Consider the following 12,308-nt stretch of genomic DNA (forward strand, 5'->3'; position numbering starts at 1 on the left):
TTACCGACTTAATACCGAAAGATTTTCTCGCAAAATAGCAATTTTAGCTTCCGCGTCGGCTTTTTTCCTTTTTTCGTTTTCTACTATATCAGGCTTGGCATTCTGAACAAAACGCTCATTTGAAAGCTTCGCATCAACAGATTTCAAGAATCCGGCAAGGTACTCAAGCTCCTTTCCTATTCGCTCTTTCTCAGCTTCGGGATCAACAGAATCCTCCAGCTTAACGAAGAATTCGTCGATACCAGCCATGAACGTTCCCGCCCCGGCGATTTTATCGCTCACAAGCACAAACTCGTTGAGGTTGGCCATTTTTGTAATTAAATCGGTATAGGTTTCATAGGCTACCGCTGACGAAGCCTTAACCGCTAACGGCAAGGGTTCTTTTGGCGACAATTGCTTTGTGTTCCGGATGTTACGCACCTCGGAGATTATTTGCTTAATAGTCTGAATATCTTTCAGAAGCTCGGTATTAGAATCACCTGAATTAGGGTAGCGGGCAACAATTATGCAGTCCATTTCCGAGCGGCTTTCAAAAAGTTCGTCGTGCCATAGTTCCTCTGTTAAGAAAGGCATAAACGGATGAAGCAACTTCAATATCCTTTCCAGGAATACCTTTGTCTGGCTCAAGGTTTGTTTATCAATTGGTTGCTGATAAGGTGGCTTCACCATTTCAAGGAACCAGGAACAAAAATCGTCCCATACCAGCTTATAAACAGCCATCAAAGCTTCTGACAAACGGTATTGCGAAAAGTGGTTTTCAATTTCGGCTAAAGCCTCATTGAACCTGCTTTCGAACCAGTTGACCGCAATCGCGTTAACCGGACTTTGTACTTCTTCTGAAACTTCCCATCCTTTTACCAGGCGAAAAGCATTCCATATTTTATTGGCAAAGTTTCTGCCCTGCTCGCAGTAACTTTCATCAAACATTAAGTCATTTCCTGCCGGCGAACAAAGCAGCATGCCTACACGAACGCCGTCAGCACCGTATTTTTCGATCAAACCAAGTGGATCAGGAGAATTCCCTAACGATTTAGACATTTTACGGCCGAGCTTATCCCGAACTATACCGGTGAGATACACATTTTTGAAGGGCGCCTCGCCGCGGAACTCATGTCCGGCCATAATCATTCTTGCCACCCAGAAAAACAAAATCTCAGGAGCGGTAACCAGGTCGTTTGTAGGATAATAATAATTCAGGTCTTCATTCCCTTCTTTGGACGGATCAGCAAAAACAGTCGGATCAAAAACTGAAATCGGCCATAACCATGATGAAAACCAGGTATCCACCACATCTTCATCCTGAACCAGGTGTTCTTTTACAATGGACGCATCCAACTCTTTAGCGAGCGCAAATGCTTCATCATGTGTTTTTGCTACAACGTACTTGCCATTCGGTAAATACCATGCAGGAATTTGTTGGCCCCACCAAAGCTGCCGGCTGATATTCCAGTCCTTTACATTCTCCATCCAATGGCGATAGGTGTTGATGAACTTATCTGGAATCAGTTTCACTTCGCCATCTAAAACATATTTTAAAGCCGGTTCTGCCATTTCTTTCATTTTGCAAAACCATTGCATAGAAAGCTTAGGTTCGATTACCGCATCGGTACGTTCTGAAAAGCCAACCTGTGATTTATATTCTTCGACCTTCTGAAGCTGCTCTGCTTCTTCCAGCATAACCGCAACTTTCTTTCTCGCAGCAAAACGATCTTCGCCTATTAATATCTGTGCTTCTGCATTCAGAGTTCCGTCATCGTTTAAAATATCGATAACCGGTAACTGATGCTTCTGTCCGAGCTCATAGTCGTTAAGATCGTGTGCAGGTGTAACTTTTAAACAGCCTGTACCGAACTCCATATCCACGTAATCATCCTCTATAACCGGTATTTCGCGGTTGATCAACGGCACCAAAACCTTTTTACCTTTCAGATAGCTGAAGCGTTCATCGTTCGGGTTGATGCAAATGGCCGAATCGGCCATGATCGTTTCAGGGCGGGTTGTAGCAATGGTGATAAAACCGTCTTCGCCTGAAATCTTGTAATTGATATAGTAAAGCTTCTGGTTAACTTCTTTACGAATTACCTCTTCGTCCGAAACGGCGGTTTTACCTTTCGGATCCCAGTTCACCATACGGATACCACGGTAGATAAGACCCTTTTTATGCAGATGAATAAATGTATCGGCCACAGCTTCCGAAAGTTCCTCATCCATTGTGAAACGGGTACGATCCCAATCGCAGGAAGCACCCAGCTTTTTCAGCTGTTCGAGAATGATGCCGCCATATTTATTCTTCCAGTCATAAGCATATTTAAGAAATTCTGCCCGTGTTATATCTTTCTTCTCAATTCCTTTTTCTTTGAGCAGAGCTACTACTTTAGCTTCCGTAGCAATAGATGCGTGATCGGTGCCGGGAACCCAGCAGGCATTTTTATTTTGCATACGGGCGCGGCGGATCAATACATCCTGAATGGTATTGTTAAGCATATGCCCCATGTGCAAAACACCCGTAACGTTGGGTGGAGGAATGACTATGGTATAGGGTTCACGTTCATCGGGAACGGATTTGAAGAACTTTTTCTCCATCCAATACTGGTACCATTTATTTTCAGCCTCTGCCGGGTTATATGTTTTAGAAATACTCATCGTGTTATCTGCTCAAAATTTCAGCATGCAAAAATAGCTTTTCAAACGCGAAGGGCAAAGCATTTGTACCGCCTGGGAATGGGAACCGTAACGTATCAGAAAGAGTTGTCAAAAAACATACTGGACAGTATCCCTAGATTTATTTGCTTAACGGGATGACCGGACACTTTTTTGATCGATGTAACAATATTTTTATAGTTTGAAAGTTATTATCTTACTCAGCTTGTTAATTATGAAAATCCTTGAAAATTCAAAGATTTCGAACATTTTATTCAGTTTCCCTTACTTCCGCAGGATATTGAACTGGTTTAACCGTTGATTTTACCCGGTTCCCGGCCAGAAATTCTACAAAAAAATCTACATTTAACTTTTACACTTAATCTGTAACTCAAAACTTCTTATTTGAAAATGAAAGTAAATTACGGGCACGTTATGCTGTTCGGCTCAATGGTTTTATCGCTAAATGCATTGGCACAACACGACTCTCCACCGGCAAAAAAAATCAAGTACATCGATCAGTCAAACATGGACTTAAGCGTAAATCCAGGCGACGACTTTTACGATTACGCAAGCGGAACATGGGTTAAAAACAATCCGGTGCCAGCCAAAGAAACCCGCTGGGGAAGCTTCAATGTTTTAAGGGACTTTAATATCAACGCCGTTAAGACGATTTTAACAGATGCTGCCGCCGATAAAAGAGCAAAATCTGGTTCGGTTGAAAAACGCGTAGGTGATTTTTATGAAGCAGGAATGGATAGCGCCCGTATTGAAAAACTGGGTTATACACCTATCAAACCGGACCTGGAACGGGTAAGCAAAATCTCCGACGTGAACGGCATCCTAAATGAAGTAGCATATATGCGCACAGCGGGTATTGCGTCGCCGATGTTTGGCTTTTTTATTGCCCAGGACCGTAAAAACATTACACACATGGTGCCGCAATTCGGCCAGGGCGGCACAACACTGCCAGACAGGGATTATTACCTGAAAAGCGATCCGCGTAGTTTAAAAATCCAGGAAGCTTATAAAAATTACATCGTTCAGCTTTTCACGCTAAGCGGATCATCGCCGGAGAATGCAAAGAAAAATGCAGAAACAATATTTGGAATCGAAAAGTCGCTTGCCGCAGCTCAGATGAGCCGGGTAGAAATGCGCGATCCGTATAAAACCTATAACAAATTTGGCGTTGCCGATTTCAGCAAAACTACACCGGCTGTCGACTGGAAAAGTCTGATGGCGAAAATGAAAGTTACAGGAGAAGACACCGTTTTAGTCGGAAATCCTAAATTCTTCACGGAACTAAACGGAATGTTATCAAGCGTTCCGGTAAGCGACTGGAAAACTTACCTCCAATGGAATGTGCTTAAAAATTCCGCTTCTTACCTGAGCACTCCATTTGTAAAAGCCAGTTTCGCTTACTCGCAGGTTTTGAGCGGTCAGAAAGTACAGACACCACGCTGGCAGCGTATGTCGTCATTGACAGACAATTCTATCGGCGAGCTTTTAGGCCAGCTTTATGTTCAGCGTTATTTCAAGCCGGAAGCTAAAGCCCGTATGGAGCAACTTGTTGCAAACCTTCGCAAGGCGTTTGAAATACGCATCAAAAACCTGGATTGGATGAGTGATGTGACGAAAGAAAAAGCATTGGCGAAACTTCATGCCTTTACCCCGAAGATTGCATATCCTGATAAATGGAAGAATTATGACGGCCTTGAAATTGATCGCAATGCATTTTTCCAAAACCTGCGTAATTCAAACGTTTGGGATTATAACGAAATGGTAAAACAGTTGGGCAAACCGGTAGATCGCACCAAGTGGGGAATGACTCCACCGACGGTCAACGCCTATTACAATCCAACAATGAATGAAATTGTATTCCCTGCCGGAATTCTTCAGTTTCCGTTTTTCGATCCAAACGCTGATGATGCCGTTAACTATGGTGGTATCGGCGCGGTAATCGGCCACGAAATGTCGCACGGATTTGACGACCAGGGAAGCCAATATGATAAAGACGGAAGCCTGCGTAACTGGTGGACGGATGAAGATCGGGCTAAGTTCATGGCTAAAACCAAATTGTTAGGAGAGCAATTTGATTCTTATAAAGTTCTTGACAGCATTCATGTAAACGAAAAGTTAACTATGGGTGAAAACATCGGCGACTTAGGCGGATTAAATGTCGCTTACGAAGCGTTTAAGATGACGCCTGAAGGAAAATCGAACACTAAAATTGATGGATTTACACCAGATCAGCGTTTCTTTTTAGCCTGGGCTCAGGTTTGGAGAGGAAACATTTTACCGGAAAGCGCGGCACAGCAAATCGTAACTGATCCACACTCGCCGGGCGAATACCGCACAATAGGCGCTCCAGTTAACATGGACGCCTGGTATCAAGCATTCGATGTAAAACCTGGCAATAAACTCTACAAAAAACCAGAAGACCGGATTAAAATCTGGTAGTTCTTATAAAAACGCATACTCAAGGCTTCGGAACTTTCCGGAGCCTTTTGTGTTTTAACACAAATCGTTTTTATGCCAGAAGGTCCATCTATTGTTATTCTTAAAGAAGCGGTACAAAGCTTCAAAAACAAAAAAATTATCAGCGTTTCGGGAAATACGCAAAAAATAAACATCGATCTGCTTAACGGTAAAAAAGTAACTGATTTTAAAAGCTGGGGAAAGCATTTTTTAATTTGCTTTGATGAGTTTACCGTAAGAATCCATTTCATGCTGTTTGGTTCATATCGGATTAATGAGCAAAGCAAAAACCCGCCGAGACTTCACCTGGAATTCGAGAACGGTGAACTTAACTTTTACGCATGTTCCATTCAGCTTATCGAAGGTCCGCTTGACAATATCTACGATTGGAGCGCCGATATAATGAGCGATACGTGGAACGAAGAAAAGGCATTTCAAAAATTAAAAAAAATACCGAAAGCGCTGGCTTGTGACGTTTTGCTGGATCAGAATATTTTCGCCGGCTCGGGCAACATCATAAAAAATGAAGTGCTGTTTCTAACAAGAATACACCCGCTGAGCACTATCGAAAATATTCCGGACGCTAAACTTTGGGAGCTCATCAGGGAAACCGCAAAATATAGCTTTGATTTCCTGAGGTGGAAAAAAGAATTTACTTTAAAAAAGCACTGGCTGGCACATACCAAAAAAATATGCCCGAGAGATCATGTCGATTATGTAAAGGCGTATACCGGAAAAACTAAGCGGCGAAGCTTTTATTGTGAAATTTGTCAAAAACTTTACAGATAAAAGCCGTAATCCAATTGTCTGCTTAAAACATAATCTGCGTATTTTCGCGAATGTTTCAAATCCCTGGAAATTTACAATTTATCACAACCGCCGACGGCTCGAAAACACTGTTTAACTCACAGATTGGCGAAAACTATCACTCAAAACACGGCGCGTTCCAGGAAAGCCGGCATGTGTTTGTTAAATCAGGACTTGAATATTTCCTCAACCTAACAAAGAAAACACAAGTGAGTATTCTTGAGGTTGGATTTGGGACGGGCCTTAATTTTTTGCTTAGTGCAGAGTATTGTTATGAAAAATCGATTGAACTTGATTACACCGGAATTGAAGCGTTTCCATTACCTGAAACGGTTATTTCGGCCACTGGTTACAACGATTATGTTCGTTCCGATTTATGGATGGCATTCAATACGCATTATCGTAAAGCACTTTTGCAGCCTGCTGTCATTAACGAAATTTGCAATCTTAACATAGCGCATACAGAGCTTTTACAATTCGTTTCAAATAAAAAGTTTGATATAATTTACTTCGATGCCTTTGCGGCCATTCATCAACCGGAAATGTGGAATGACGAGGCACTGGCACATATCACGGATTTTCTCAATACAGGTGGTGTATTCGTCACTTACGCCATAACTGGTAATCTCAAACGATCGATGAAACGGCTCGGTTTTTCTATTGAAAAAGCGCCGGGAGCGCCGGGAAAACGCGAAATGCTACGCGCTGTAAAATTATAGTTGCACAAGGAATTACATGACATTTAAATGATATATTTAGATTATTCATTTAAACCTCTATGACAATAGTAAAAAAGCTTATCGTCGTTCCATTAGTTCTCGCAGCATTCATTTTTGTAGCTGCTACATTTCCGCAGCCACAAACAAAGCCGGAAATGCCCAAGCCAAAAAACCTGAAGGTTCTTCCGAAGGATATCAGCCACGAAGATCTGGATAAAATAATGGATGGCTATAAAGTCGCCTTGGGTGTGAAATGCAATTTTTGCCATGCGCAGTCGCAAACTGATCCAAAACACCTTGACTTCGCCAGTGACGAAAACAAACACAAGGATATTGCACGGGCTATGATGCGAATGACAGCAAAGATCAATAAGAAATATTTCAAAGATGCCGAGCACAAGGAAGGCGCAAACCTGTTAAGCGTTGATTGTATAACTTGCCACAACGGCAATAAAGAACCAAAAAATTCTAATTTGTCGAAATAATATTTCACCGGATAGTTTTACCTGTCCGGTGTTTTTGAAGCCCTAAACTGCTTACTTTATTGCGTCGTCAAACATTCGTGCCTGGCGTATTCGGTCATTTCTTTCTGCCTTGACATGTCGCGAACAACCCTAAAATTGTCCCCGATAGCCCTTACTTGTCCGGGCCCGCAGCTTAACTTTATGTTATCGAATGTCTCTGCGAAACGTAACCTTTCATGAAAGCATTTCTTGCGACTTTTTTACTCATTTACACATTGTCTGCTCCTGCCCAGGAAAAAATTGTAATGAGTACACATCGTTTTTTTTCTAAAACCGATAAAATTGCAGAGCTGGAAAAAGCCCTGGCAACACATACTGGAAAATTTCACCAAGGAAATAACAAATGGACAATTTACAGGATACTTTCAGGGCCGGATGCCGGTGGATATCACCAGGAAGAAGGACCAATAGCATGGACGCAGATAGAGCCGGCTACCGGAAAAACTTCAGCAGCCGAAGAAGATTTATATAAAACCGTTGCGCCTTTGACGTCGGCAATTGGTGCCGGTTGCGCAATATACCGAAGCGATTTGAGTACATCCGCTTCTGATGATTTCACCGACGAAATCTCTATAAGTCATGTATTTTATAAACCAGGATCGGAACTAATCATGGCAGAAGCCTTGGGGAAGATGAAAAAAGCGTGAAAAGCAGGAAGAAAATGTAGCAGTATTTCAAAACGCAACGTCGGGCCCTCAGCATTTCATTTTGGTAACATGGCATAAACAAGGCTGGAAAGAAAAAGATCCCGGCTACTTAAAATCATTGGAAGAAAGATATAATGAAGTTAACGGGCTAAAATCTTACAACCAATATCTTGAACTGCTATCAAAAAATGTAGATCATATCTGGGATGAAATGCTTTCACGCAGAAAGGACTTGAGCTCGAAATAATTTAATCGCTGTTGTTTCCCAACGGCTGCTTTTAAAACTGCAACACAAAAGCTGTCCCCTCACCTTCTTTTGACTGGACCTGGATATTGCCGTGATGCAGCAGCATGATTTGCTTCGAAAGGCTCAAACCGATGCCGCTTCCGTTTTTCTTAGTGGTAAAAAATGGCACAAATATCTTATCCATTACATCGCGACTCATGCCGGGACCATTATCAGCTACTTTTATAAATGCTTTACGGCCGCTTAAGCCGGCAGTTAAGGTTATGTGTGGATTTTCGGTGTCTTTTAATGCTTCAATGGCGTTTACCAGCAAGTTAATCAATACTTGCTCCAGCAAGTTTCCATCTCCCTCTATAGACAAGCCGGGTTCTTTTAAAATATTTTCGAAACCTATTTGTTTTTGCTGCAAGGTGGGCAACATAAGGTGGTGCAAATTTCCGGTTAGTTCGTGAATATAAATCTTGCTCAAATTAAGCGTGGTGATCTTATTCAAACTTCTGTATATCTCGGTAAACTTCAGCAGACCCTCGCTTCTGTTTTTTATGGTATCTATACCCAATTTTAAATCTTCAACCGCACCATCTTCAAGCAGTTCTTCTACCGGCGCTTCCAGGCGATTTTTCAGGGTTCCCGCTAATGACGAAATTGGCGCAACAGAGTTCATGATTTCATGAGTCATTACACTTAATAGTTTTTGCCAGGCTTTTGATTCCGTTTCGTCCAATGCTTCGTTTACATTCTGAAATGCTACGAGCATATATTTTTTATTACCTGTTTGAAAAGCCGTACCTGAGAGTAAAATTTTCAGCGCGTCTTTGTCGGGGTTTGCTACCGCAATTTTGCTGTCACCGGGTTTTAAAGTTGATATTTCGTTGTATAAACTTTCATCTCGTTTTTTTAAAGAGGTGATAGATTTCAAATAGGGTATTTTCAGAATATTTTTCAAGGATTCGTTCATCCAGCTTACCTCACCTGTTTCGGATTCATATAAAATGATTCCGGTGTCAACTAATTCAAGGATTTTCTGTAAATATTGATATTGCGTTTCCCTCTCCTTTGAGATAAGCTTTAGTTCTGAGTAAATCTCATTAAAACCCGCCCGCAACGGCCGAAGGCCACCGGCGTGCCGTACATCAAAATTTCGGGAAAAGTCACGGTAGTGAACCGATTCAATAAACTCCCCCATTTCATCAAAGGGTTTGAAATGAAACCGGTAAAGATCGGTCAATTGATACAGTAAAACCAGCAGCATTAAAAAGAAATAAAACTCCTGATGATGAAAATACAGGTAAGCCGCAAATGAGAACGTTACCGGAAGAAGCATTATCCGGATAAGAAGATTGCGGCGATATGTTCTAAATATCATATTTATTCAACCGGCGATACAGCGCCGTTCTTGTTATTCCCAATTCTTTAGCAGCTTTGGATATATTACCGTTATTGCGATCGATTACTTTTAATATCGTGTTTTTTTCGATTGCACTTAATTTCAATTCATCTTCCTCTTCTTGTGCGGTCTGCTGTTCAATCGGCGAAAAGATCAGATCATCGGCATGCAGCGTATTACCTTCGCTCATAATAACGGCGCGCTCAATGGTATACTGCAGCTCGCGGATGTTTCCCGGATAATGATATTGCATAAGTTTATCGAGTGCCCTGCGATCAAAATCAAGTTCCGGCTTTAAATATTTTTCGCAGTATAACTTGCAAAAATGCCGCGCTATTAACAAAATATCTTCTCCCCGCTTTCGCAATGGAGGCACCATTATTTCAACGGTGTTAATTCTGTAGATCAAATCTTTTCGGAAACGGCTTTCACTGGCAAGTTCGTGCATCGGGACATTGGTAGCACAAATCAGCCTGATATCGATATCGACAGGTGTATTATTACCTAGTCGAGTTACCTGGCGGTTTTGTAAAACACTTAACAACTTAGCCTGCTGCTGCAACGAAATATTACCGATTTCGTCGAGGAATAAAGTTCCTTTGTTAGCAGATTCAAACCGGCCCTGCCGATCCTCACGTGCGTCGGTAAACGCCCCTTTTTTATGTCCGAACAATTCACTCTCAAACAATGTCTCAGACAATGCGCCCACATCCACTTTTACATAAGGCTGATCAGCACGAAGTGATTGCTGATGAATAGCTTTAGCGATCAGGTCCTTCCCTGTTCCGTTTTCACCCAAGATCAGGATATTCGCATTGGTTGGGGCAACCTTTTTTATTTTGAAGAAGATCTGCTGCATGATCTCTGACTCGCCGATCATCACGTTTTCCGAAGAAGATACGCTGACCTTCATAGGCGCCCTTTTATTATCCTTTTTGTTTTCTACCGATTCCTGGATGGAATTAATAAGCACCTCGTTGTGCCAGGGTTTAACGATAAAATCAGATGCTCCTACTTTTAATGACCTAACTGCCAGATCAATACCTCCATATGCCGTTATCATAATAACGCATGCATCCGGCTGCATCGATTTAATTTTACGTAGCCAGAATATCCCCTCATTGCCAGTGTTAATGGCACTCTTAAAATTCATATCTAATAAAATCACATCGAATTGAAAGCTGGTAAGAAGCGATGGAATATTCTCCGGGTTCTTTTCAGTGATAACTTCTTTCACTTCTTTTTTCAGCAGAAGTTTCACCGCCGTCAAAACATCTATATCATCATCAATAACCAGAATAGAGGCATTTTTTAAAAGCATATGCGTTATATTATCGTCAGTTCTTTATCTACAAGTATACCATTTATCCAAATAACTACAGATCAGCTTTCTTTAGCCGGTGCTCTTTTATTCCCTGTATCACTTGCGGACAAAAAGTGTCCGTTAACGAACACCGTACACCTTTTAATCACGCTTAAATTAATGAAAACAAGATATTTAACCGTTTGGCATATACTTTACATAAGCATTATCAATTGAATTAAATCTAAGATACTAAGTGGACAGAATTATTGAAAAGAAGAAATGGACGACCAAGCGGATTGCGACAATCGCCGGTATTACGGGGCTTGTTGCTCTTATTGGTGCAAGTTATTTTCTGACATCCGGAAAAAGCAAAGTCAATGTCGACACCGAACGCATTACAGTCAGTGAGATCAAACAGGGACCATTTCAGGAATTTATACCATTAAATGGCATTGTTTTGCCCGAAACAACCATATACCTGGATGCCCAGGAAGGCGGACGGGTTGAAGAAAAATATGTGGAAGACGGGGCAGTTATGAAAAAGGGCGATCCGATTATGCGCCTTTCCAATACCGACCTCGAGCTGAACCTGGTTAACCAGGAAACTTCGGTGTTCAACCTGCTGACACAAATGCAAATTTCCCGTAACGCCGCTCAGCAGAATACTATAACAAAGCTGAACCAAATGGCAGATGTTGAAAATGCTTACAAAGAAGCGGAACGTCTTTACAATCTGAACAAGAATTTATACGAAAAAAAAGCTATCGGTGCGCAAGAATTTAAGCAATCGCAGATAGCATTTGACTACCAGGTAAAACGCAGAAAATTAACCAGGCAAATATTGCAACAGGACTCTGTGTCTACCAAACAAGAACTTGAACAAACAAAGCAATCGTACAACCGTACGCAAAATGCATTGGCAGTAATGCGTCAAAAAGTGGGCGACCTGGTGGTACGGGCACCGGTTGACGGACAGCTCACTTCCCTTGACGCTGAGATTGGACAAAACAAAAATAAAGGCGAGCGCCTCGGACAAATCGACGTATTAAGCGGTTATAAGATTCGTGCTGACATTGATGAACATTATATTACCCGTGTTTTTAATGGCTTAATGGCTGATTTTGACCTCGATGATAAAACCTATAAGTTAAAGATTAAAAAAGTGTTCACCCAGGTGAATAATGGCCGCTTCCAGGTAGACATGGAGTTTACAGGTGAAGTTCCAAAGAAAATTCGCCGCGGCCAAACTCTTCAGGTAAGATTAGCGCTTGGCGATGAAACCCGCGCACTTTTACTGCCTAAAGGAGGATTTTATCAGCAGACCGGCGGTAACTGGATATTTAAATTATCGTCAGACGGAAAAACAGCATTTAAAGTAGACATGCAACTTGGCCGCCAAAATCCCGACTATTATGAAGTATTACAAGGATTAAAGCCAGGCGACAAGGTTGTGACTTCCAGTTACGAGAACTATGGAGATATGCAGGAATTGGTTCTGAAATAATAAACGCAATAAATTAAATAAAGATAAACCTAGGCTGTTAGCTCATAGC

General features: G+C 41.7%; 9 protein-coding genes. 6 read left to right on the top strand and 3 right to left on the bottom strand.

Annotation, left to right across the window (positions count from 1 at the left end):
- Positions 1–2,643, bottom strand: a complete 2,643-nt coding sequence (locus GS399_RS10720) for a valine--tRNA ligase (RefSeq protein ID WP_160844613.1) — start codon at positions 2,641–2,643, stop codon at positions 1–3.
- 447 nt (positions 2,644–3,090) lie between these two features.
- On the opposite strand from GS399_RS10720, the gene GS399_RS10725 reads away from it, so the two are divergent.
- The 5 genes from GS399_RS10725 (at position 3,091) to GS399_RS10745 (ending at position 7,815) form a co-directional block, all read left to right on the top strand.
- Positions 3,091–5,100 carry a M13 family metallopeptidase gene (locus GS399_RS10725; RefSeq protein ID WP_439649247.1) on the top strand — a complete coding sequence of 670 codons (2,010 nt, stop codon included), beginning with the start codon at positions 3,091–3,093 and terminating at the stop codon, positions 5,098–5,100.
- Between the two features lie 72 nt (positions 5,101–5,172).
- Complete coding sequence (locus GS399_RS10730) at positions 5,173–5,907, top strand: DNA-formamidopyrimidine glycosylase family protein (RefSeq protein WP_160844615.1); 735 nt, start codon at positions 5,173–5,175, stop codon at positions 5,905–5,907.
- A gap of 50 nt (positions 5,908–5,957) precedes the next feature.
- A complete protein-coding gene (gene mnmC2 / locus GS399_RS10735; protein ID WP_160844616.1) occupies positions 5,958–6,644 on the top strand; it encodes a tRNA (5-methylaminomethyl-2-thiouridine)(34)-methyltransferase MnmC2 in 687 nt (228 codons plus the stop codon).
- 59 nt (positions 6,645–6,703) lie between these two features.
- Positions 6,704–7,129 (top strand): c-type cytochrome, encoded by a 426-nt coding sequence (locus tag GS399_RS10740; protein ID WP_160844617.1) that lies wholly within the window; start codon positions 6,704–6,706, stop codon positions 7,127–7,129.
- Positions 7,130–7,344: 215 nt separating this feature from the next.
- Positions 7,345–7,815 carry a hypothetical protein gene (locus GS399_RS10745; protein WP_160844618.1) on the top strand — a complete coding sequence of 157 codons (471 nt, stop codon included), beginning with the start codon at positions 7,345–7,347 and terminating at the stop codon, positions 7,813–7,815.
- Positions 7,816–8,093: 278 nt separating this feature from the next.
- Here the strand turns inward: GS399_RS10745 and GS399_RS10750 are convergent, their stop codons facing one another.
- Both GS399_RS10750 and GS399_RS10755 read right to left on the bottom strand, forming a co-directional pair.
- Complete coding sequence (locus GS399_RS10750; protein WP_160844619.1) at positions 8,094–9,428, bottom strand: sensor histidine kinase; 1,335 nt, start codon at positions 9,426–9,428, stop codon at positions 8,094–8,096.
- On the bottom strand, positions 9,418–10,770 hold the full coding sequence (locus GS399_RS10755) for a sigma-54-dependent transcriptional regulator (RefSeq protein ID WP_160844620.1): 1,353 nt from the start codon (positions 10,768–10,770) through the stop codon (positions 9,418–9,420). The genes GS399_RS10750 and GS399_RS10755 overlap by 11 nt, the downstream gene beginning before the upstream one ends.
- 238 nt (positions 10,771–11,008) lie before the next feature.
- Between GS399_RS10755 and GS399_RS21100 the strand changes: the two genes are divergently transcribed.
- Positions 11,009–12,259: an efflux RND transporter periplasmic adaptor subunit gene (locus GS399_RS21100; RefSeq protein ID WP_160844621.1), complete on the top strand. Its 1,251-nt coding sequence runs from the start codon at positions 11,009–11,011 to the stop codon at positions 12,257–12,259.
- Positions 12,260–12,308: the final 49 nt, after the last annotated feature.

Source organism: Hufsiella arboris, from assembly GCF_009834875.1.
Classification (GTDB): domain Bacteria; phylum Bacteroidota; class Bacteroidia; order Sphingobacteriales; family Sphingobacteriaceae; genus Hufsiella_A; species Hufsiella_A arboris.

What these genes read in the sequence shown, in the direction of transcription:
- GS399_RS10745 (WP_160844618.1), top strand. Translation starts at nt 7,345, where the DNA reads ATGAAAGCATTTCTTGCGACTTTTTTACTCATTTACACATTGTCTGCT.
- GS399_RS10725 (WP_439649247.1), top strand. Translation starts at nt 3,091, where the DNA reads ATGGTTTTATCGCTAAATGCATTGGCACAACACGACTCTCCACCGGCA.
- GS399_RS10730 (WP_160844615.1), top strand. Translation starts at nt 5,173, where the DNA reads ATGCCAGAAGGTCCATCTATTGTTATTCTTAAAGAAGCGGTACAAAGC.
- GS399_RS10720 (WP_160844613.1), bottom strand. Translation starts at nt 2,643, where the DNA reads ATGAGTATTTCTAAAACATATAACCCGGCAGAGGCTGAAAATAAATGG.
- GS399_RS10755 (WP_160844620.1), bottom strand. Translation starts at nt 10,770, where the DNA reads ATGCTTTTAAAAAATGCCTCTATTCTGGTTATTGATGATGATATAGAT.
- mnmC2 (WP_160844616.1), top strand. Translation starts at nt 5,958, where the DNA reads ATGTTTCAAATCCCTGGAAATTTACAATTTATCACAACCGCCGACGGC.
- GS399_RS10750 (WP_160844619.1), bottom strand. Translation starts at nt 9,428, where the DNA reads ATGATATTTAGAACATATCGCCGCAATCTTCTTATCCGGATAATGCTT.
- GS399_RS10740 (WP_160844617.1), top strand. Translation starts at nt 6,704, where the DNA reads ATGACAATAGTAAAAAAGCTTATCGTCGTTCCATTAGTTCTCGCAGCA.